This window comes from Streptomyces sp. JH14, from assembly GCF_029428675.1.
Classification (GTDB): Bacteria; Actinomycetota; Actinomycetes; order Streptomycetales; family Streptomycetaceae; genus Streptomyces.
On record NZ_JAJNEL010000001.1, the window covers coordinates 4384910 to 4405867 of the forward strand.

General features: G+C 71.2%; 15 protein-coding genes, 2 pseudogenes and 1 riboswitch. Of the genes and pseudogenes, 10 read left to right on the forward strand and 7 right to left on the reverse strand.

What is annotated here, in order from left to right; all coding sequences use genetic code 11:
- Window positions 1–442: 442 nt before the first annotated feature.
- Window positions 443–763, reverse strand: coding sequence for a chorismate mutase (locus LRD69_RS19910; protein WP_277327903.1), 321 nt, complete (start codon window positions 761–763; stop codon window positions 443–445).
- Window positions 764–1121: 358 nt separating this feature from the next.
- On the opposite strand from LRD69_RS19910, the gene guaA reads away from it, so the two are divergent.
- From guaA to LRD69_RS19935, 5 genes are all read left to right on the forward strand, one after another.
- Entirely contained in the window at window positions 1122–2717 is a 1596-nt protein-coding gene (guaA, locus tag LRD69_RS19915) for a glutamine-hydrolyzing GMP synthase (protein ID WP_277327904.1), read from the forward strand.
- 125 nt (window positions 2718–2842) lie between these two features.
- Window positions 2843–3598, forward strand: a complete 756-nt coding sequence (locus tag LRD69_RS19920; RefSeq protein WP_277327905.1) for a class I SAM-dependent methyltransferase — start codon at window positions 2843–2845, stop codon at window positions 3596–3598.
- A 90-nt stretch (window positions 3599–3688) separates the two neighbouring features.
- Window positions 3689–4486: a class II aldolase/adducin family protein gene (locus LRD69_RS19925; RefSeq protein WP_277327906.1), complete on the forward strand. Its 798-nt coding sequence runs from the start codon at window positions 3689–3691 to the stop codon at window positions 4484–4486.
- Window positions 4487–4599: 113 nt separating this feature from the next.
- Window positions 4600–5865 carry a hypothetical protein gene (locus tag LRD69_RS19930; protein WP_277329801.1) on the forward strand — a complete coding sequence of 422 codons (1266 nt, stop codon included), beginning with the start codon at window positions 4600–4602 and terminating at the stop codon, window positions 5863–5865.
- A gap of 624 nt (window positions 5866–6489) precedes the next feature.
- Complete coding sequence (locus LRD69_RS19935) at window positions 6490–6999, forward strand: DoxX family protein (protein WP_277327907.1); 510 nt, start codon at window positions 6490–6492, stop codon at window positions 6997–6999.
- Window positions 7000–7155: 156 nt separating this feature from the next.
- On the opposite strand, the gene LRD69_RS19945 is transcribed toward LRD69_RS19935, so the two are convergent.
- Window positions 7156–8475 carry a PspC domain-containing protein gene (locus tag LRD69_RS19945; protein ID WP_277327909.1) on the reverse strand — a complete coding sequence of 440 codons (1320 nt, stop codon included), beginning with the start codon at window positions 8473–8475 and terminating at the stop codon, window positions 7156–7158.
- A 184-nt stretch (window positions 8476–8659) separates the two neighbouring features.
- Between LRD69_RS19945 and LRD69_RS19950 the strand changes: the two genes are divergently transcribed.
- Together LRD69_RS19950 and LRD69_RS19955 are read left to right on the forward strand one after the other, a co-directional pair.
- Window positions 8660–9958 carry an ATP-binding protein gene (locus LRD69_RS19950; protein ID WP_277327910.1) on the forward strand — a complete coding sequence of 433 codons (1299 nt, stop codon included), beginning with the start codon at window positions 8660–8662 and terminating at the stop codon, window positions 9956–9958.
- Complete coding sequence (locus LRD69_RS19955) at window positions 9942–10637, forward strand: response regulator transcription factor (protein ID WP_277327911.1); 696 nt, start codon at window positions 9942–9944, stop codon at window positions 10635–10637. Before LRD69_RS19950 ends, LRD69_RS19955 begins: the two co-directional genes overlap by 17 nt.
- 1 nt (window position 10638) lies before the next feature.
- Here LRD69_RS19955 and LRD69_RS19960 read toward each other — a convergent pair.
- Both LRD69_RS19960 and LRD69_RS19965 read right to left on the reverse strand, forming a co-directional pair.
- Window positions 10639–11412 (reverse strand): annotated as a pseudogene (locus LRD69_RS19960) (GNAT family N-acetyltransferase).
- 59 nt (window positions 11413–11471) lie between these two features.
- Window positions 11472–12524, reverse strand: a complete 1053-nt coding sequence (locus tag LRD69_RS19965) for a C40 family peptidase (RefSeq protein ID WP_277327912.1) — start codon at window positions 12522–12524, stop codon at window positions 11472–11474.
- 361 nt (window positions 12525–12885) lie between these two features.
- Between LRD69_RS19965 and LRD69_RS19970 the strand changes: the two genes are divergently transcribed.
- Window positions 12886–13239, forward strand: a complete 354-nt coding sequence (locus LRD69_RS19970) for a hypothetical protein (protein WP_277327913.1) — start codon at window positions 12886–12888, stop codon at window positions 13237–13239.
- Window positions 13240–13328: 89 nt separating this feature from the next.
- Here LRD69_RS19970 and LRD69_RS19975 read toward each other — a convergent pair whose 3' ends face one another.
- On the reverse strand, window positions 13329–14483 hold the full coding sequence (locus tag LRD69_RS19975; protein WP_277327914.1) for a C40 family peptidase: 1155 nt from the start codon (window positions 14481–14483) through the stop codon (window positions 13329–13331).
- Window positions 14482–14646: riboswitch (cyclic di-AMP (ydaO/yuaA leader) on the reverse strand. (Overlaps the previous gene by 2 nt.)
- Window positions 14647–14917: 271 nt before the next feature.
- Between LRD69_RS19975 and pcrA the strand changes: the two are divergent.
- Window positions 14918–17357: pseudogene (gene pcrA / locus LRD69_RS19980) on the forward strand (DNA helicase PcrA).
- Window positions 17358–17422: 65 nt separating this feature from the next.
- Here the strand turns inward: pcrA and LRD69_RS19985 are convergent.
- Window positions 17423–18928 (reverse strand): M23 family metallopeptidase, encoded by a 1506-nt coding sequence (locus LRD69_RS19985; protein WP_277327915.1) that lies wholly within the window; start codon window positions 18926–18928, stop codon window positions 17423–17425.
- Between the two features lie 360 nt (window positions 18929–19288).
- Entirely contained in the window at window positions 19289–20152 is an 864-nt protein-coding gene (locus LRD69_RS19990; protein ID WP_277329802.1) for an alpha/beta fold hydrolase, read from the reverse strand.
- Between the two features lie 362 nt (window positions 20153–20514).
- On the opposite strand from LRD69_RS19990, the gene LRD69_RS19995 reads away from it, so the two are divergent.
- Window positions 20515–20928 (forward strand): cobalamin B12-binding domain-containing protein, encoded by a 414-nt coding sequence (locus LRD69_RS19995; protein ID WP_277327916.1) that lies wholly within the window; start codon window positions 20515–20517, stop codon window positions 20926–20928.
- Window positions 20929–20958: the final 30 nt, after the last annotated feature.

Below are 20958 nucleotides of genomic sequence, written 5' to 3' on the forward strand. Positions count from 1 at the left end.
GGTCGGTGCCCCGGCGCACAGGGGGCGCATGGGTGGTGCCGACCCAAGTCGGGAGGGTGCGTTTCGAGGGGACCCGCTCTTTGCGTCGTGCGGGACGGGCTGCGCACGGCGCAACCGTTCGACCGGATACGGCCGGCTCCGGGCGTCCCCGAAGCCGACCGCTTGGGGTGACCGGGCTGCTGTCCCCTGCCGACCGGTCACGCACGCTGGGGCGCGGTCCCACGGCGTACCTGCAGTACGCCACACGCTCCAGCGGAGCCACGCGTGGATTCTTCGAAAGCCGCCCCTGGCTGGCACGGACACCGGGACCAACGAAGTCACCGCGGGCCCGGTCACGCGCCGTACGGGTGAGAGCCGGACCGAACGCAGATACGCCTGTACAGCCCAGCGGCCCGTACGGGCCGGCGGACAGCTGAGGCCCGCACAGGCGTGAACGGCGCTCTCACACGCGCCCGCGGCACAGCTCCAGCAGCGTCATGGCGAGCGAGGTGCCGGGCTTGCCGAGCGCATCGCGGTACTGGCCGAGGATCTCCATCTCGCGGGAGAGGTTCACCCGGCGGCCGCCGGACGTGATCCGGGCCTCCTGGATGACCGCCGAGACGGCCATCCGTTCCTGGACGAGCCCGATGATCCGGTCGTCCAGTGAATCGATGCGCTCGCGGGCGCCGGCGATCAGCGCTGCGGCCTCGTCGGTGCGCGCGCCGGTCTCCTCGGCGAGCGACTTCTCCGTGTTCGCGGTGACGGTGGCGGTGGTGCTGTTCATTCCGTGGCTCCTGGTGTCCTGGTGGGGTGCGGCCCCCCGGAGCGATCGGACCCGGAACGCCAGAACGCCCCGGGCCTGTCGGCCCGGGGCGCCTGGAACGTTGCTTGTCAGTGGATCAAGCAGCACGACCATGGCAGCCGGCGGGCCGGATGCCATAGGTAAAGACGTAGGTCGTGTGCTGACGCATGGGGCCAGTATGGACCCGCTTCCGCCGGTGGGCCAACGCGGCGCCCGGATGGTGAGACGCCGCCAAGAGGACGGCCGAGCACCCCGGTCCCGGCGGACGCGAATGGGTCTTCCTCGCAACCCCGGTAGAATCGGCAGAACCGACCCCCTCTCACCGCCGGAAGGCCGCCCCGTGCCAGCAGCACCCCCCGCCGCCCCCGACACCGCAGCCGACGTGGTCCTCGTCGTCGACTTCGGCGCGCAGTACGCCCAGCTCATCGCCCGACGCGTCCGTGAGGCCCGGGTCTACAGCGAGATCGTCCCGTCCACGATGCCGGTCGACGAGATGCTGGCGAAGAACCCCCGGGCGATCATCCTGTCCGGCGGCCCCTCCTCGGTGTACGCCGAGGGCGCGCCCAGCCTCGACCGCTCGCTGTTCGAGGCCGGGGTCCCGGTCTTCGGCATGTGCTACGGCTTCCAGCTGATGGCCACCACGCTCGGCGGCACCGTCGACGACAACGGTGCCCGCGAGTACGGCCGCACTCCGCTGACCGTCTCCAAGAGCGGCTCCACGCTCTTCGAGGGCACGCCCACCGAGCAGTCGGTGTGGATGTCGCACGGCGACGCGTGCTCCGCCGCCCCCGAGGGCTTCACCGTCACCGCGTCCACGGACGTCGTGCCGGTCGCCGCCTTCGAGAACGACGAGAAGAAGCTGTACGGCGTCCAGTACCACCCCGAGGTGCTGCACTCCACGCACGGCCAGCAGGTCCTTGAGCACTTCCTCTACCGCGGCGCCGGCATCGAGCCGACCTGGACCACGACCAATGTGGTCGAGGAGCAGATCGCGCTGATCCGCGAGCAGGTCGGCACCAAGCGCGCCATCTGCGGCCTCTCCGGCGGCGTGGACTCCGCGGTCGCCGCGGCCCTCGTGCAGAAGGCCATCGGCTCCCAGCTGACCTGCGTGTACGTGGACCACGGTCTGATGCGCAAGGGCGAGACCGAGCAGGTCGAGAAGGACTTCGTGGCCGCCACCGGCGTCCAGCTGAAGGTCGTCGACGCCGAGGAGCGGTTCCTGAACGCGCTGGCCGGGGTCTCCGACCCCGAGCAGAAGCGGAAGATCATCGGCCGCGAGTTCATCCGCGTCTTCGAGCAGGCCCAGGCCGAGCTCGTCGCCGAGGCGGGCGCGGCCGGCGAGGACGTCGCGTTCCTCGTGCAGGGCACGCTCTACCCGGACGTCGTGGAGTCCGGTGGCGGCACCGGCACCGCCAACATCAAGTCCCACCACAACGTGGGCGGCCTCCCCGACGACATCGAGTTCCAGCTCGTCGAGCCGCTGCGCCAGCTGTTCAAGGACGAGGTCCGGATGGTCGGCCAGGAGCTCGGCCTGCCGGAGGAGATCGTCCAGCGCCAGCCGTTCCCCGGCCCCGGTCTCGGGATCCGGATCGTCGGCGAGGTCACCAAGAACCGGCTCGACCTGCTGCGCGAGGCCGACGCCATCGCCCGCGAGGAGCTGACCGCGGCCGGACTCGACCGCGACATCTGGCAGTGCCCGGTGGTGCTGCTCGCCGATGTCCGTTCGGTCGGCGTCCAGGGAGACGGCCGGACCTACGGCCACCCGATCGTCCTGCGCCCGGTCTCCTCCGAGGACGCCATGACGGCCGACTGGTCGCGCCTGCCGTACGAGGTCCTGGCGAAGATCTCCACCCGTATCACCAACGAGGTCGCCGACGTCAACCGCGTCGTCCTCGACGTGACGAGCAAGCCGCCGGGCACCATCGAGTGGGAATAACCCCTGCGTGCAGGGTCCATGCGATGCCGTCGCTCAGTCGTCTGAGCGGCGGCATCGTCGTATCGCGCCGCCGCCCGTGAAAGTGGGTGGCACCGCCCTCCGCGCCTGTGCCAGGCTGCGCCCTCATGTCTGCCGATGAGATCCGCGCCCTGCTGTCCGCCGCCCACAACGACCGCCTGACCTGGAACACTCCCCTCTCCGAGGAGCATGCCGCCCAGCTCGTCGCGGCCTGCGCCCCCGCACCCGGGGCGCGGATCGTGGACCTCGGCAGCGGCTGGGGCGAGCTACTGATGCGGCTGGTGGAGTCGGCGCCCGGGAGTACCGGGGACGGCGTCGAGACCGATTCCGAGGCCGTGGCACGGGGGCGGGCGCTCGCCGGGGACCGAGGGCTCGCGAAGCGCGTACGGTTCCATGAGACTCCTGCCGCCGAGTGGGCGGACGGCGGTTACGACCTGGCCGTGTCCATCGGGGCCTCGCACGCCTGGCCCGGGTCCACCTCCGAGGCCCTGAAGGCGCTGCGGGCGGCCGTGCGGCCCGGCGGGCGGGTGCTGTTCGGGGAAGGGTTCTGGGAGCGCGAGCCGTCCGAGCGGGCGCTGGCCGGGCTGGGGGCCGAACCGGGGGACTTCGGTTCGCTGCTCGAGCTGATCCGGCAGGCCGAGGCCGTCGGACTGCGGCCGCTCCAGGTCACCGTCGCCGACCAGCGTGAATGGGACCTCTTCGAGGCGAACGCCAACATCGGCCGGGGCGAGCGCTGGGCGCTGGCCAACCCGGGGCATCCGCTGCACGACGGTGTCGTCGCCGCGGTCGACGACCGGCGCACCGGCTACTACGGGGGCTACCGGGGGACGCTCGGCCTCGCCTACCTCGTGCTCAGCGCGTGAACAGGGTCCCGGCCCGTACCCGCACCGGTGCCTGAATCGGTACGTGATCGCTCTGGCCACCTGGGGTGACCGGCGGTAGCTTCCGACCGAATGTCCTGGGAGCCCCGAGGAGTCGCCATGCCCGAGCCCACACCGATACCCGTCGAACAGCTGCAGTTCGCGATGCCGCCCGTCCACCAGTCGCTCGACGAGGAACGTGCCTACCGCAAGGAGCGGCTGGCCGGAGCGCTGCGGCTGTTCGGTGCGTACGGGTACGAGGACGGCGTCTCCGGTCACATCACCGTGCGGGACCCGGAGTTCACCACCTGCTTCTGGGTCAATCCGTTCGGCGTCCCCTTCGACGAGCTCCGGCCGGACGAGCTGATCCTGGTCAACGGCGAAGGACAGGTCGTCGAGGGGCGCCACCACGTCAACCAGGCGGCGTTCACCGTCCATGCCCAGGTGCACCGGGCGCGCCCGGACGTCGTCGCCGTCGCGCACACCCACTCCCTGCACGGCCGGGCGCTGTCCACGCTCGGTGAGTTCATCGAGCCGATCACCCAGGAGTCCTGCGCGTTCTACGAGGACCATGCGGTCTACCAGGCGTACACCGGGGTCGTCGTCGACGAGGAGGAAGGGCGGCGGATCGCGGCCGCGCTCGGCGCCCACAAGGCGATCATCCTGCGCAATCACGGGCTGCTGACCGTGGGCGACTCGGTGGACGCGGCCGCCTGGTGGTTCCTCACGATGGAGCGTTCCTGCCAGGTGCAGCTCACCGCGCGGGCGGCCGGGAAGCCGGTCCTGATCGAGCACCGGGACGCGGTGGCCACCCGCGAGCAGCTCGGCAGCGACCTGGTGGCCTGGATCAACTACCAGCCGCTGTGGAAGCGGATCGCTCGAACGTTCTGACGATCCGCACGTTCCGGCGGGCCCGATGCGCGCCAACCCCCTCCCGTACGGCACAATTCGCAGCAATCAGTGGTCAGTTGGAACGGTCGGGGCAGGAAAGGGTGGCGTTCTCCGTGGCGTTGGACGAGGCACGACAAGGCGCACACGGCGGTGGCTGTACGTGCGGCGACTGCCCGCACGGAGCGCGCGAGGGGCATCGGCGCGCGGTGGCCGCCTTCCTGGCCAAGCGGGACGAACTCGCCGCAGGTCAGGGGCTGCCGACCGGTGTCGCCCAGTCCGCGTTCGCGACCCGCCAGTGGGTCTCCGACGAGCTGACCGAGTCCGCCCGCGGGGTCGCCGAACGCAGCCGGGAGGCGGGCGACGCCTGGCTCCACCTGGTCTGGGTGCGCACCCTGGTCGTCGTCTGGGGAGGCGTCGCCGTGCTCGCCCTCGCGCAGGCCGCCACCGCCATCGGTGCGGGCTGGTCGGCCGCCCGCACCGCCGGTCTGCTCGCCGCGCTCGTCACGGCGGGACTGCTGACCGGCGCCGCCCGTGTCCACCGGGCACGCGGCGGGATCCTCGCCCCGCTGATCGGCGAGGACAACCGGCTCTCCACCTCCCGGGCGGTCGCCGTGGCCTGGGTGCTGCTCGCCGTCTTCTGCGTACTCGTCCTCGCGCTCCAGATGGCGGGCGCCTCCGGGCACGCGGAGCGCGACGCGCTCATCGACGGGCTGGAGTTGGCGCGCGGCGCGGGGATGCTGACCGCGCTGGCGCTGGTGTGCGCCATTGCCGTGGTCGTACGCCGGGTCGTGGCCGTACGCGCCGTCGCCGGGCGGCTGCAGAAGCTGCGGGCCGACCGGCCGCGCGCCGGCGATCTGCTCACCGACGACTCCGGACGGGGCAGCTTCACCGATGTGCAGTACGTGCTGGTGAGCGCCGCCGCCGTGCTCTTCGCCGCGGTGCGGCTGGCCCGCCGTCCCGAGCAGCTGCCCGATCTGCCCTGGGGGCTGGCCCTGCTGGTGGCCGTCTCCGCGGCGACGTACTTCGCCGGCAAGTTCACGGAGGGCGGGCGTCCGGTCGTGCTGTCCGTCGTACGGGCCCGGGAGGCCGGGGACCTGGACGCGCCGATCCGTACCGGTGACGACATCGAGATCCGTGGCGCCGGTTTCGTACCGCCCGGCGCAGGAGCACCGGACCGGCTGGCCCGCATGGTCGTACGGATCGGCCGGGTCCATGTCCATGTCCCGCTGGTCCCGGTCGCCGGCGGCTTCGCCAATCCGACGGACACCGTGCTCACCGTGCCGGTGCCGGTGGAGGTCGAGCCCGGACTCGTCGACGTACAGGTCGTGACCGCCGCCGGGGTGGAGACGAACCGGGTCGAGATCGACGTCACGGACTGAGCCGTCGGGGTCGTCGTTCGTTGTGGGGTGCCGCTGTTCCGGGGTGGGGGGTTCCGTCCTCAATCGCCGGACGGGCTTGGGGTGTCCGTCCCGGCGCGGTTCTCCGGGGGTGCGGTCGTCTTGGTTCGGTGGGTGGTGGTCCGGGGCCCCTCCGGGGTGTCTCCTCGAACGACGAACGTTCGGGTTCGTCGTCGGGCGAGCCCGGGTATCCGTTCGTCGTCCTGCGGGGACCCCCCTGCACGGCCCCGGACCGGCCGGTGCGCGGCTGCGGCCCGGTGGGCCTTCATGTCCGACCACCGGGTCGCAGGCGCGAGTGATGCGCGGGTGGGGCCGTGCAGGGGAGTCCCCGCAGGGACTGGCGCACGTGCCGGGCTCGTCCGCGTTGCCGGTTTCCGCGCCAGTCTCGAGGAGACGCCCCGGAGGGGCACCGCCCAACCCGCCACCGGGCAGAGGCGACGACGCCCCCACGGCCCGGGTCGGACACCCGAGCCCGTCCGGCGATTGAGGACGGAACCCTCCGCCCCGGACCGGGGAGACCATCCCAAGCCAACCGCAGGTCGGGTGAGCCGCGCGTTCACCGCGTACGTATGGTCTGGTGACGGGTCGACGGAGAGCGGGGCGATTATGAGTGGATATGGCACGAATACGCGTGGTCTGGGTGAGCCGACAAACCTGCGGGAGCTGGCGCGCACGCATGCGCTGCTGCCGCTGCGGATCTTTCTCGGCGTCACCTTCATCTATGCCGCGCTCGACAAACTGACGGACAGTTCCTTCTTCCGCGCGAGCGGGCCCGGTTCCGTCGGCGAGATGATGCGCGCCGTACGCGACACGTCGGCGATACCGGCACTCGTCGACCTCTCGCTGAAGAACCCCGGCGCATTCGGGTACGCCATCGCGTTCGGCGAACTCGCCGTCGGTATCGGCACCCTGATCGGGCTGTGGGCGCGGCTCGCCGCACTCGGCGGGGCGCTGATCTCGCTCAGTCTCTGGCTGACCGTGAGCTGGCAGGCCTCTCCGTACTACCTCGGCAACGACCTGATCTACCTCATGGCCTGGCTGCCGCTGGTGCTCGGCGGAGCCGCGTCGTTCTCGCTGGACGCGCTCCTCGCGGCGCGGCGCCGGCGGATCCGGTAGCTCACCCACGTCGTGAGGGCGGCCATGCCCAGGCCGCCGAAGAGCACCGGGAAGAAGAACGTCCAGGGGGCGTCCCAGCTACCCGCGGCGTCGGCCGCGTAACCGGCCGCCAGGGCGAGCATCGCGATGCCCGCAACCGCGCGGCCCGGCCGGATCTCATGACGCAGCACGGGTGACCTCCACCTGTCCGATGCCGACTTCCAGGTCCAGTTCGACCGTGCCGGCCGGTGTGACGCCCGCGGGCGGAGCGATCGTCCGGTGCTCGTTCTGCGCCGGAGCGATATCCACATCGCCCGGCGGCTCGGCGGGCAGCCGGATGTCCCCGAGCCCGGCCTCCGCCCGCACCCGGACCGTCACCGCCTGCGGCACGACGACGACTGCCCGGCCCGCGCCGACCCGCACCTGCGTCCGGACCGTGTCGCCCTTCGGGACCGGCACCCGGGTGAGGTCGAGCGTGCCGACCCCGAGCCCGGAGCTCAGCTCGTACCGCGGCTGGACCGCCGCGACCGAGGCGGGGCGCCAGTGCTCGCGTACCCACTGGGTGCTGATGTCCTTCGGCAGGGCGGACGCGCCGGCCAGCAGCGCCGCCGTGATGATCGACAGCAGGACCGTGCCGAACCCGGTCCTGCCGAGGAACGTGCTGACCAGCATCCCGGTGCCGAACACGGCGAGCGCCGCGGCCAGACCGAACTGCAGGCTCGTACCGAGCGGATGGGTTTCCCAGCTCAGGCTGGTGCCCAGACCGCCCGCGACCAGCGCGAGCAGAAAGACCGGACCGCCGATCGCGCGCGGCCCCCGGTTCGCCCGCGCCCGCTCGGGCGCGCGGTACGGCGTGTCCGCCGTCGCCCTGCGGGGCCGTGCCGTCCGGTCGTCGGGCACCGCGTCCGCCGGACCCCACAGATAGCCGGTGGCCACCGGCCCCGAGGTGCCGTCCTTGATGATCGGATCCCGCCACCAGGACGGGCCGGCCGGTGACGGCGGCGCCTTCACCTCCGGCGGCGCGTCCGCCGCCGCCTGCGCGGCCGCCGGATGCAGCGGGTCCTCGGGGGCCGCGGTCCTGCGGTGCTGCGTCCAGACGCAGAAGCCGATGACCGCGAGTGTCAGCATCGCGGAGAACGCCAGCATGCCGCCGTTGCCCAGCATGGAGAGGAAGAGCCCGCAGCCGATCAGGGCGAGCAGCGCCGCGATCAGCGATGCCCCCTCGACCCGGCCCGACAGCAGCTTGCGCGCCTCGTTCTCCTCCTCGCCCTCCAGCGGGATCAGCAGCCATGCGAAGCCGTAGAAAATCAGGCCGAGGCCACCGGTCACCGACAGAACACCGAGCACGATCCGGAAGATCACCGGGTCCACGTCGCAGTACCGGCCGAGTCCGCCGCACACCCCGGCCACCACTTTCTGCCGCGAGCTGCGCTGCAGCTGCGGTCCCGGCGCGGAGGGCGGCGCGGCGCCGGGCGGTGCGTCCTGGGGAACGGTCATGGCTCCATGGTGACGGGCCGGGCCCACCCGCGGCACCGGCACGGACCCTGGCCGATCCCTGATATTGGTCGCGGCGGACCCTGAGGGGGGAGGCCGTCGAGGCCCCGTGCCACCGGTCGTCTCAGGGTCGAGTGGGGGGCCGACCCTGATGCCGCCCACCGCCCCGGCGTGTGACGATCGAAGCATGTCAGCCGCCACGCCCCGAGCCGCAAGCTCTGTCAGCGCCGACCCGGAGGAGCCGCCGCTGCGCAAGCTGTACCGCAGCGCCGACGGCCGCCTGCTCGGCGGCGTCGCGCGCGGACTCGCCGGGCATCTCGGGCTGCCCGTCGCCTGGGTGCGGTTCGCCTTCCTCGGCCTGTTCTTCGCGGACGGTCTCGGCGCGCTGCTGTACGCCGTGTTCTGGATCGTCGTCCCGCTCGGCGTCGGCGGCGTCGAGGAGTCGCGCTCCGTCTTCGAGACCGATGCCGACGGCCGCCGCAGGCTCCGCAAGCCCGACAAGGGGCAGGTTTTCGCCCTGGTGGCCCTGCTGATCGGCGCCGTCGTCTTCGTCGGCAACGTCGACATGGGCAGCAAGGCCGACCGCTACATCTGGCCGACGTTGCTGATCGGCGCCGGCTCCGTCCTGGTGTGGCGGCAGGCCGACAACGCACGGCGGGCCCGCTGGATGGAGGTCGGCAGCCGCCGCCGAGTGCTGCATCTGGCCCGCGGGCTGGCCGGGGTCGCGCTGGTCGGCCTGGGCCTCGCCGGCTTCATGGTGGTACGCGGCTCCGCGGCCCAGCTCGGCAATGTCCTCACCGCGGCGATCGCGGTCCTCACCGGCATCGCGCTGCTGGCCGGCCCCTATCTCGTACGCATGACCCAGGACCTCTCCGAGGAACGCCTGATGCGCATCAGGGCCCAGGAGCGCGCCGAGGTCGCCGCCCATGTCCATGACTCCGTGCTGCACACCCTCACTCTGATCCAGCGCAACGCCGAGGATCCGGGCGAGGTCCGCAGGCTGGCCCGCGCCCAGGAGCGCGAACTGCGCAACTGGCTGTACAACCCCGAGGGCACCGGCAAGGACGAGGGCGACGAACCGGAGACCCTCGCCGAAGCGGTCAAGCGCGCCGCCGCCGAGGTCGAGGACAAGCACGGCGTCCCGCTGGAGGTCGTCGTCGTCGGCGACTGCCCGCTCGACGAGAAGCTCGTGGCCCAGATGCAGGCCGCGCGCGAGGCGATGGTCAACGCCGCGAAGTACGGTGGCGAGGGGGGTGCCGTGCAGGTCTACGCGGAGGTCGAGGGCCGCACGGTCTTCGTCTCGGTGCGGGACCGGGGGCCGGGGTTCGATCCGGATTCCGTACCGGCGGACAGAATGGGCGTACGAGAATCAATCATCGGCCGGATGCAGCGCAACGGCGGTACGGCGCGGCTGCGTTCGGTGCCCGGCGGGGGCACGGAAGTCGAACTGGAGATGGAGAGGGCGAACGATGACGGAGACCACTGAGGCAGCCGGGGGCCCGGAGCGCCGGGTACGGGTCGTGCTCGTCGACGACCACCGGATGTTCCGCACCGGGGTGCAGGCCGAGATCGGGCGCACCGAGGAGACCGGCGTCGAGGTGGTCGGCGAGGCCGCCGACGTCGACCAGGCGGTCACCGTCATCACGGCGACGCGCCCCGAGGTCGTCCTCCTCGACGTCCATCTGCCGGGCGGCGGCGGTGTCGAGGTGTTGCGCCGCTGCGCCCCGCTGATGGGCGCGGTGGAGAACCCGGTGCGGTTCCTGGCGCTGTCCGTTTCGGACGCCGCGGAAGACGTCATCGGTGTCATCCGGGGCGGCGCCCGCGGCTATGTCACCAAAACGATCACCGGCATCGACCTGGTCGACTCGGTCTTCCGGGTCCAGGACGGCGACGCGGTCTTCTCACCGCGGCTGGCCGGCTTCGTGCTCGACGCGTTCGCCTCGACGGACGCACCGCCGGTCGACGAGGACCTGGACCGGCTGACGCAGCGTGAGCGCGAGGTGCTGCGGCTGATCGCCCGCGGCTACGCGTACAAGGAGATCGCCAAGCAGCTGTTCATCTCGGTGAAGACGGTCGAATCGCATGTCTCGGCGGTGCTGCGGAAGCTCCAGCTGTCGAACCGGCACGAGCTGACCCGGTGGGCGACGGCGCGACGGCTGGTCTGAGTCAGCTGCTCTCCTGTTCTGGCTCGAGCGAGATGTTCAGCTTCTCGCCGATCCGGCGGTAGCCGATGCCCGCGTAGATGCGCTCCACAGCGGCGTCGGCCGGCTCCAGCCACACCACCCGGCAGCCCCGCGCGAACGCGGTCGCGGTCAGATGGGCGGAGAGCGCGGCGCCGATGCCGCGGCGGCGGAAGGTGTCGGCGACGGCGAGACCGGCCAGTTCGGTGAGGCCGTCGACCGGGACCGAGCAGCCGCCCGCGCCGGCCGGTACGCCGTCCAGCAGGGCGAGCGCCGCCACTCCGCCGCCCGCCACCGCGTTGCGCAGCCATGCGGCTTCGCCGCCCTCGGGCTCCCCGGTCCCGCCGTAGCCGTGGTGCTGCACGCGGGCGGCGACGTCGAACTCGGTGTCGGTGGCAGGTTCGGCGATGACGAGGGCGTCCACCGGCTTCGGCTCCGCGAGGTCCCCGGCGGCGCAGGCCAGGACCGGCGCCCGGTTCTCGACGGTGAAACCTGCGGCGACCAGAGCGGGTTCGACCGCGGGTGCGCCGCCCGGCAGATACTCGAGACGCGGCATCCGGCCCCGCTCGCGGAAGGCGGCGATGAGCTCCCGGACATCGGCCGCGGTCGGCTCGGCATCACGGTCCGGGATCGCGTAATTCGCTTATTTCAGGGACCAGTTCGGGTTGTAGCGGAGCGTGAACGGGCCGATCCGGAGATGGTCGGGTGAGCGGAGGGCGAGCGTGCGGATGTGGCTCTGGACGTCGGCGTCCATGGACATGTGCGGTTCTCCTCGATCCGGTCCGGTCCGGTGGAATTCCGGACCGCGGAGGCCGGAGCCTATGCCACCCGGGTCGCTCCGGCGAACGGCATTTGGTCGATCGGCGCGATACGGACCGGTGCGCCGGGGTGCGGTGCGTGGATCATCTGGCCGTTGCCGATGTACAGGCCGACATGGCTGACACCGGAGTAGAAGAACACCAGGTCGCCGGGGGCGAGTTCGGAGCGGGAGATGCGCTGCCCGGCGTTGATCTGGGTGTACGTGGTGCGGGGGAGCGAGACGCCGGCCGAGCGCCAGGCGGCCTGGGTCAGTCCTGAGCAGTCGTACGAGGACGGGCCGGTCGCGCCCCAGACGTACGGCTTGCCCAGCGCTCCGTAGGCGAACGCGATGGCCTCCGCGGAACGGGCGTTGGGGGCGGCCTGGGCGCCGGCGCGCGGGGCGCTGCGATCGGCGTGGCCATCGGCGGAGCGTGCGGTGCCGAACTGCTCGTAGGCGGCGCGTTCCGCGGGCGACAGCGTGTCCAGGAGCTTCCGGGCGTCGGCCAGTTTGGTCCTGACCGTCGCCCGGTGCTTCTTCAGTTCGGCCCGGCGGGCGCCCAGCGCCGCCAGCTCCTCGTTCGCCTCGGCGCGCAGCTGGGTGATCTCGGTGACCTGCCGTCGGACTCTGGAGACCTCGCCGGCCTGCCGGTCGGCGACCCGGTCCGCGTACGAGGCCCGTTCCAGGTACTGGTCGGGGTCGGAGGAGAGCGCCAGCTGGACGGCGGGGTCGATGCCTCCGGTGCGGTACTGGGCGGCGGCGAGCGAACCGAGTGCGTTGCGGGAGGCGTTGAGACGTTCGGTCCTGCGGGCGGCCTCGTCGCGCAGCGCGCCCAGCGATTCGGTGACGGTGGCCGCCTTCTCCTTCGCGCCGTTGTACTGCTCGGTGGCGACCTCCGCGTCGTGGTAGAGCCGGTCCACCTTCGCTTTGATCTGGGCGGGGGTGAGCTGTGGTTCGGCATGTGCGGAGCCAGGGAGGGCGGCAGCGGTTGCAGCCCCGGCAAAGGCGAGGGTGGCTGCGGTGCGGGCAGCGGAGCCGGTGCACGGGAGCTGCTTGGGTTTTCGATGAGCGGCCACGGGGGCGGGGTTCCTTGCTCTCGACTGCCCGTCGGGGCCTACCGGCGGGCCCGCGGAGGTCCGGCGGCGGGGTGCCAACAGGGGGAGCGGCCCGCCACCGGACTCTTCGGCGGGGTGACCGGCCTCCTGCCGTCCGGGTGCGGAGCGGCGGTAAGCCGGTCACCTGGATAGGGACGCTAAACCCGGGACAGGGAGGAGAGACGTAATGACTGCTATTGCCTGAATTTGGCGAGGCGATGTCCTCGAGTGACCGGGAAAACCGCGCCGGGTTCAGGCAGCCGATGCAGGCCCGACTGAAATGCCGAGGAGACCCCCACCTCGCCGGAGAGTGGTGATATGGCCCCGGCTAGGCTGCGGCCCCATGGACGTACTCATCAATGTCTTCGTCGCGTTGCACATCATCGGTATCGCCTCCCTGCTGGGCGGCTTCCTGACCCAGATGAAGGCGATGGGTGCCGGCACGGCGCGCTTCGTCCCGGCGATGCTGCACGGCGCGCTGACCATGCTGGTCACCGGTGTCGTGCTGGTCGGGCTCAACCAGGCGGACGACCACCCGGTCAACAACATCAAGATCGGCGTGAAGCTCGCGGTCCTGGTCGTGATCCTCGCGCTGGTCTACGTCAAGCGGGACGAGGAGAAGGTCGAGAAGGGCGTCTTCGCGGCGGTCGGCGGGCTGACGGTCGCCAACATCTTCATCGCGACGCTCTGGACCTGAGCCGGCCCTCCCGGCCGGTGGACGAGCCCCTGCGGATCCTTCCGCAGGGGCTCGTCGCATGAGCGCATGAATCCGCGCTGCGGGGCGCGCTAGGCGGGCCGCACGCTGCCGTAGATCGGCATGTAGTAGATCGACTCCTCGCGGACGTTCGCCCCCGGCTTCGGGGCGTGGACCATCATGCCGTCGCCCTCGTAGATGCCGACGTGACTGATGTCGTCGTAGAAGAAGACGAGGTCGCCCGGCTGCAGATCCGCCGTCGCGATCCGGGTGCCGATCTCGACCTGGTCCCAGGTGGTGCGCGGGATGTCGACGCCCGCGGCCTTCCAGGCGGCCTGGGTCAGTCCCGAGCAGTCGTACGAGGAGGGGCCCGTCGCGCCCCAGACGTACGGCTTGCCCATCTGGGAGCGGGCGAAGGCGAGGGCCTTCTCACCCTTCGTCGTCGTGGTGGTGCTGCTGCCCGAACCGGTCCCGGTGCTCGTCCCCGTGCCGCTGCCGGATGCGGCCTGCTGCGCCGCCTCGTCCGCCTTGAGCTTCGCCTCGGCCTGCTGACGGGCGAGTTCCTCCGCCTTGCGCTTGGCCTCCGCCTCCTTCTTGCGCTCCAGCGCCGCGAGCCGCGCCTTCTCCTCGGCCGTCAGCTTCGACAGCATCGCGCGCGCCTCGCCCAGCTTCTTCTGGACGTCCTCCTTGCTGGTCCGCAGGGTGTCCTGCGACTCGGTGAGCGCCTCCAGGCTCGTCACCGCCTCCGCCCGCTTCTTCGACGCCGCGGCCTGCTGCGTACGGAAGTCCGTGACGGCCTTCTGCTGCCGGCCCGCCATCCGGTCCATCAGCTGGTTCTGGTCGAAGTACGACTGCGGGTCGTCGGCCAGGAAGAAGGTGGCGGTCGGCGCGATGGAGCCGGTGCGGTACTGCGCCGCCGCGTAGTTGCCGAGTTCCCTGCGGGCTTCGTTCAGCTTGTCGGCACGCTTGGCCACGTCGTCCAGCAGGGCGTCGACCTTGCCCCGCTGTGCGGCGGAGGCCTCCTTCGCCTGGTTGTACTTCTGGGTCGCGGTGCCCGCCTGCCGGTAGAGGTCGTCGACCTTCTTCTGCACGTCCTCGATGCTGGGCTTCGGTGAGGCCGGGGCGGCAGTGGCGCTCTGCGTGGACAGCAGGGTCACTCCTGCCAGAGCGGCCGTCGTGAGTCCGACAGCGGGGGTGGTGCTGCGCACCCGGGTGCGCGGTTTGCGGTGCGACGCCAAGGCAGGCATCTCCTTCCGTGGACCGCCTACCGGGTTAGCTGTCGGGTTCGGGCGGAACGGAAGGCTGCCCTACGGTCCGAGTGGGGACATGGACCGATTCACCCCGGTTGTGCGTATGGGTCCCCGGTTCCGAACTGCCGTGAAGGCAGCCCGGATTCGGCGCGGGCGCCCGCTCGGCGTGGATCGCCTCGAGGGAGTACGGGCCGCCCGTCGGAGCACGCTAGCCAACCCATGGTGCTGCTGTGAAGGTTGATGTTCGATATGCCCGATACATTTTCGTGACCTTGGCGACAGGGCGGCTGTGCGGGCGCGCCAGCCTGTCCTTTCGTTACGTGGCGTGTCCGGATGGTCCCCGTACGTGCGTGCGCGTCTGCCCGCGCACGCACCGTGCTTCACCATGCGGCCCGCACGGTGTCGGTGCGGCGGCCTAGACTCGTCAAGCGATGAGCAGCCTCTTTGACGACAGCTTCCTGGCCGGCCTCCAGCACTCGGAGGAAGAGCCCCCGCCGCCCCCCCGAGGACTCCGCACCCGAAGCGGTGCCGGAGGACCTCTTCGCGGGCGTATTCGACGCGCCCCCGCCACCTCGGGACGCGTACTACCGGGACGGCGCCCACCGCCCCGTCATCGACGCTGCCGCTCTGCTCGACGGGCTGAACACCGAGCAGCGCGCCGCCGTCGTGCATGCGGGGTCACCGCTGCTCATCGTCGCCGGAGCCGGCTCCGGCAAGACCCGGGTGCTCACCCACCGCATCGCCCATCTGCTGGCCGAGCGCGGGGTGCACCCCGGCCAGATCCTGGCGATCACCTTCACCAACAAGGCCGCGGGCGAGATGAAGGAGCGCGTCGAGCAGCTCGTCGGACCGCGGGCCCACGCGATGTGGGTCATGACGTTCCACAGCGCGTGCGTACGGATCCTGCGCCGCGAGTCGAAGAAGCTCGGCTTCACCTCGTCCTTCTCGATCTACGACGCCGCCGACTCCAAGCGGCTGATGGCCCTGGTCTGCCGCGATCTGGACCTCGACCCGAAGCGCTTCCCGCCGAAGGCGTTCACGGCGAAGGTCTCGAACCTCAAGAACGAGCTGATCGACGAGGAGACCTTCGCCGGCCAGGCCGCGGACGGCTTCGAGAAGACGCTCGCCCAGGCCTACGCGATGTACCAGTCCCGGCTGCGCGAGGCCAACGCGCTGGACTTCGACGACATCATCATGACGACGGTCCACCTGCTCCAGGCGTTCCCCGATGTCGCCGAGCACTACCGCCGTCGCTTCCGGCACGTCCTCGTCGACGAGTACCAGGACACCAACCACGCGCAGTACACGCTCGTACGCGAACTGGTGGGTCCGGCCGGACCGGCCGACGGCCCGGCCGAGCTGTGTGTCGTGGGTGACGCGGACCAGTCGATCTACGCCTTCCGCGGTGCGACCATCCGCAACATCCTCCAGTTCGAGGAGGACTACCCGAACGCGACGACGATCCTGCTGGAGCAGAACTACCGCTCCACGCAGACGATCCTCTCCGCGGCCAACGCGGTCATCGAACGCAACGAGAGCCGCCGTCCGAAGAACCTCTGGACGAATGCGGGCGAGGGCGCCAGGATCACCGGCTACGTCGCCGACACCGAGCACGACGAGGCGCAGTTCGTCGCCGACGAGATCGACCGGCTGACCGACGCGGGCGACGCCAAGGCCGGAGACGTCGCCGTCTTCTACCGGACGAACGCGCAGTCCCGCGTCTTCGAGGAGATCTTCATCCGCGTCGGCCTGCCCTACAAGGTCGTCGGCGGCGTGCGCTTCTACGAGCGCAAGGAGGTCCGGGACGTCCTGGCCTACCTCCGGGTCCTCGCCAACCCCGAGGACACGGTCCCGCTGCGCCGCATTCTGAACGTGCCGAAGCGCGGCATCGGCGACCGCGCCGAGGCGATGATCGACGCCCTGTCGCTGCGCGAGAAGATCACGTTCCCGCAGGCGCTGCGCCGCGTCGACGAGGCGTACGGCATGGCGGCCCGGTCGGCGAACGCCGTCAAGCGGTTCAACACGCTGATGGAGGAACTCCGCACGATCGTGGAGTCCGGCGCGGGCCCCGCAGTGGTGCTGGAGGCGGTCCTGGAGCGGACCGGCTATCTCGCGGAGCTCCAGGCGTCCACCGACCCGCAGGACGAGACACGCATCGAGAACCTTCAGGAACTCGCCGCCGTCGCCCTCGAATTCGAGCAGGAGCGGGGCGAGGAGGAGGGCGCGGGCACGCTGGCCGAATTCTTGGAGAAGGTCGCGCTCGTCGCCGACTCCGACCAGATCCCCGACGAGGACACGGACGGCTCCGGCGTCATCACGCTGATGACGCTGCACACCGCGAAGGGCCTCGAATTCCCGGTGGTGTTCCTGACCGGCATGGAGGACGGCGTCTTCCCGCACATGCGTGCGCTGGGACAGGTCAAGGAGCTGGAGGAGGAGCGGCGTCTCGCGTACGTCGGAATCACCCGGGCCCGTGAGCGCCTGTACCTGACCCGGGCGGCGATGCGCAGTGCGTGGGGACAGCCCTCGTACAACCCGCCGTCGCGGTTCCTCGAGGAGATCCCGGACCGGCATCTGCAGTGGAAGCGGACCGGACCGATGGCGGCCCCGGCCGGACCGACCTCGGGGATCACGTCGTCGCTGTCCTCGTCGCGCTCGCGCTCGGGTCCCTCGGGCTTCGCGACCCGGCGCACCTCGGACAAGCCGACGATCACGCTGGCGGTCGGGGACCGGGTCACGCACGACCAGTTCGGGCTGGGCACGGTGACGGCGGTCGAGGGGGTCGGCGACCAGGCGAAGGCGACGGTCGACTTCGGGGACGAGCGACCCAAGAAGCTGCTGCTGCGGTACGCGCCGGTGGAGAAGCTCTAGGAACGGAAGCCGTCCCGGCGGGGGCGGGCGCGGCGGCGTCGCCGCGCCCGCGCTGCTCAGGTCGCTCAGGTGGGGTCGAGGCCGTGGCTGCGGAGCCAGGGCAGCGGGTCTATGGCCGCCCCGCCGCCGGGCCGCACCTCGAAGTGCATGTGCGGGCCGGTGGAGTTGCCGGAGTTGCCGGAGTACGCGATGACGTCGCCGGCCTTGACCGGGCCCGAGCGGAGCTTGGTGCTGCTGAGGTGGCAGTACCAGGTCTCGGTGCCGTCGGCCATGGTGACGATGGCCATGTTCCCGTAGGCGTTGTTCCACTGGGTGCGGATCGTGCCGTCCGTCGCGGCCATCACCGGAGTGCCGTACGAGACGGGGAAGTCGATGCCCGTGTGCACGGACATCCAGTTGACGCCCGCCTGGCCGAAGTAGGCGCTGAGGCCGTGCTGCGTGATCGGCAGGAGGAACTTGGGGCGCAGCGCCTCCTTGCGCGCGGCCTCTTCCTCGCGCTTCTTCTTCTCGGCCGCCTGCCGCTCCTTCAGGTCGATGCGCTCCTGGGTGCGGCTGGCGCGGTCGGCGAAGTTCTCCGCGTCGGCGCTGAGGTTGGCGAGCTGGGTGTCCAGCTTGTTGTTGGCGGCGACCGGCTTGACGGTGCCGGGGTCGGCGGCCGCCATCGACAGCGTGTCGTCCGCCTTGTCCTCCCCGCTGCCGAGCCCGCTGACGGAGGCGGCGGCGATACCGGCGACGCTCATCACGCAGGCGGACGGGACGGCGACGGTGAGGAGCGCGGAACGCTTCGCAGGGGTGCGCCGCCGGCTGCGGCTGCCGCCACGGGTGCTGGGGCGGGTTGCGGGGCGCGGGATGTCGGCGGCGGTGCGGTCGGTCGCCTGGTCCATGTCCGGGGCGTCGTCGGCCTGGGGGTGGGCACCGTCGTCGCTGTCGGTGTCCCCGCCGGTGTCGGCGTCCCTGTCGGCGGTGTCGGGACCGGTGTCGGTGACGCTGAACTCGGCGGTGCGGTACGGATCGTAGGAACCCTGGTCCCCGTACGACTCGTACGGCTCGTGCGCCTCGTACACCTCATGGGCGCTCTGTTCGGGTACGTACGACTCCTGCATGCCGTGCACGGTGTGTGCGGCGTGCTGTTCGTGGTCGGGCGTGGCGCCCGTGTTCCAGGCCGTGGCGTCGTACGCGCCGGTGTCGTAGGCGGCCGTCGCCCACTGGCCGTTCTGGTGCCAGTCGGCCGTATCCCACTGGCCCGACGTGTCCGGGGCGCCGGCCTGCGCGGGGATGCCCGCGGCATCCGGCATCCAGGTCGCTGTGGTGTCGTACTGCGGCTGCTCGGTCCCGTACGCGGCATACGCGTCGTACGAGACGGTCTGCTGCACGCCCGCGTCCCACTGGGAGGAGTCGTACGGACCGTTGTATCCGGCCTGTCCGGCGTCGTAGCCGCTGTGGTACCCGGCGGTGTCGTACGTGCCGTCGTAACTGCCCGGGAGAGAGCCGAAGAGCGGGTCGTTGTCGAAGCTGCCCGTGGAGTGGCTGTCGTCACCGACATACCCGGCGTAGGGGTGCTGGTCGTTCACCAACTTCTCTCTCGCCTCGGCAGCAGGACCTGGGGCCCGGGCGCCCGGAGGGGGTCCCAGGGGAAAGCAGTGGCCGCGACTGTACCCGCCGGTATGCGACGGCGACAATCTTCGTCAGGCTCCGACCGCTCAGGAAACGGGCAATCGGCCGCCTTTCGGCGGACTGTGCACACAGCCTTGGCTCTATGTTCGAAGTGCGTTCTATTTACGGGCCTGCTCGGGCGGGGACGGGGGGTGACGGACCCGCCTCATCGTGGCGTGGCGACCTTGTGCGTGAGGGCTCCGGTACTTCCGGGTCACCAGGGGCGGATGCCTCCAGGGCGAGGGGCGGGCCTTGCCCGGGGGAGGGGCGGGCCTCGCTCAGGCCACCGAGGCGGTACCGGAAGCGAGTCCGGAGGTTGCTCCCGGGGACTCGAGCGCCTCACGGATCCCGGCGGCGACCGCCGGGTGGACCGGCAGTGCAAGGTGGCCGATCCCGCTGACGCGTACGTTCTGCGCATCGAGGTCCGGATGGTCGATGCAGGCCGCCTCGGCAGGGATGATCACCTGGTCCAGCTCGCTCCAGAAGCTCACGAACCGGGTCCGGCAGCCGGGCGCGGGCCGGCGCAGCTCCTCGATCGGGGCCGAGCCGCTGCGCATCTGGCGCACGATCGGATGCGCGCTGGCCATCGGGGCGACGGACGTGCCGCCGTGCGGGGTACCGAGGGTGACCAGGGTGCGGACCCGCCGGTCACCGCCGAGTCGCTGCACGTAGTAACGGGCGATCAGGCCGCCGAGGCTGTGCCCGACGATGTCGACCTCATGGTGTCCCGTGCGGGCGCAGATCTCCTCGATGTGGCGGCCGAGCAGCTCGGCGGCCGTACGGATGTCGCACGTCAGCGGCGAGTAGTTGAGCGACTCCAGATGGTGCCAGCCGTGCCGGGCGAGGGAGCGGCGGAGCAGGACGAACACGGAGCGGTTGTCGATGAAGCCGTGGAGCAGCACCACGGGCGGCCGGTCGGGGCTCTCGACGGGGAGGACCGGCGTGCCGGCCGGTTCGGGGGACGGTTCGGACGGGTGCGAAGGGTCCCGTCGCTCGCTGGTGATGCCTGCGGGGTAGAGGAGCACATGCCCGGCGAGGACGATCAGCTCCAGTGCGGTGGCTCTGAGCAGTGCCGATGAAAGCCAGGTGCGGCGCAGACATGGCCGCAGCAGCAGCGGTGAGAGGAAAGGCAGGACCTTCATGACCTTCATGGCCGACCTCCTGCTTGGCGCACGAGGAGGCGGCTCCGGTCCCCGTATGCCCTCAGGGGCGCCGTGACAGAGGTGTGGGTCCGGGCTGGTCGGGCCTGGGCCGACGAGCTGTACCGCCGTGCCGTGCCGTGCGGCTGGCGGCGCGGTGGTACAGCCACCTCGTAGCGGCTCCCCTGGCGTCCGTCCCGCGCGGCGGGTGTGGCCCGTGATGCGGCAGGGCGCCTGGCGAACATGTCCCAGGTGTGATTTCCCCCTCCCGGTCCACCGCGAAACGGCGCGTTGCGGGATGCTGTCGATAACGTTCGTTCACATCCCCGGCCCTTCAGGCACGGGAGACGCATGTGGAGGCAGTGATGGGTGTGACCGGTCCGATCCGAGTGGTGGTGGCCAAGCCGGGCCTCGACGGCCATGACCGCGGCGCCAAGGTGATCGCGAGGGCGCTGCGCGACGCCGGTATGGAGGTCATCTACACCGGGCTCCACCAGACGCCCGAGCAGATCGTGGACACCGCGATCCAGGAGGACGCCGACGCGATCGGCCTCTCGATCCTTTCCGGCGCCCACAACACGCTCTTCGCCAAGGTGATCGAGCTGCTCAAGGACCGCGACGCGGAGGACATCAAGGTGTTCGGCGGCGGCATCATTCCGGAGGCGGACATCGAACCGCTGAAGGAACAGGGTGTCGCAGCGATCTTCACCCCGGGTGCGACGACGGCATCGATCGTCGACTGGGTCAACGCGAACGTGCGCCAGCCTGCGGAAGCCTGATTCCGGGCGACGCCTGATCCAGGGAAGCCC

Coding starts and splice junctions, on each gene's coding strand:
- LRD69_RS19910 (WP_277327903.1), bottom strand. CDS start 763: ATGAACAGCACCACCGCCACCGTCACCGCGAACACGGAGAAGTCGCTC.
- LRD69_RS19950 (WP_277327910.1), top strand. CDS start 8,660: ATGTCAGCCGCCACGCCCCGAGCCGCAAGCTCTGTCAGCGCCGACCCG.
- LRD69_RS19925 (WP_277327906.1), top strand. CDS start 3,689: ATGTCCTGGGAGCCCCGAGGAGTCGCCATGCCCGAGCCCACACCGATA.
- LRD69_RS19920 (WP_277327905.1), top strand. CDS start 2,843: ATGTCTGCCGATGAGATCCGCGCCCTGCTGTCCGCCGCCCACAACGAC.
- LRD69_RS19945 (WP_277327909.1), bottom strand. CDS start 8,475: ATGACCGTTCCCCAGGACGCACCGCCCGGCGCCGCGCCGCCCTCCGCG.
- LRD69_RS19995 (WP_277327916.1), top strand. CDS start 20,515: ATGGGTGTGACCGGTCCGATCCGAGTGGTGGTGGCCAAGCCGGGCCTC.
- LRD69_RS19935 (WP_277327907.1), top strand. CDS start 6,490: ATGAGTGGATATGGCACGAATACGCGTGGTCTGGGTGAGCCGACAAAC.
- LRD69_RS19990 (WP_277329802.1), bottom strand. CDS start 20,152: ATGAAGGTCCTGCCTTTCCTCTCACCGCTGCTGCTGCGGCCATGTCTG.
- LRD69_RS19975 (WP_277327914.1), bottom strand. CDS start 14,483: ATGCCTGCCTTGGCGTCGCACCGCAAACCGCGCACCCGGGTGCGCAGC.
- LRD69_RS19970 (WP_277327913.1), top strand. CDS start 12,886: ATGGACGTACTCATCAATGTCTTCGTCGCGTTGCACATCATCGGTATC.
- LRD69_RS19955 (WP_277327911.1), top strand. CDS start 9,942: ATGACGGAGACCACTGAGGCAGCCGGGGGCCCGGAGCGCCGGGTACGG.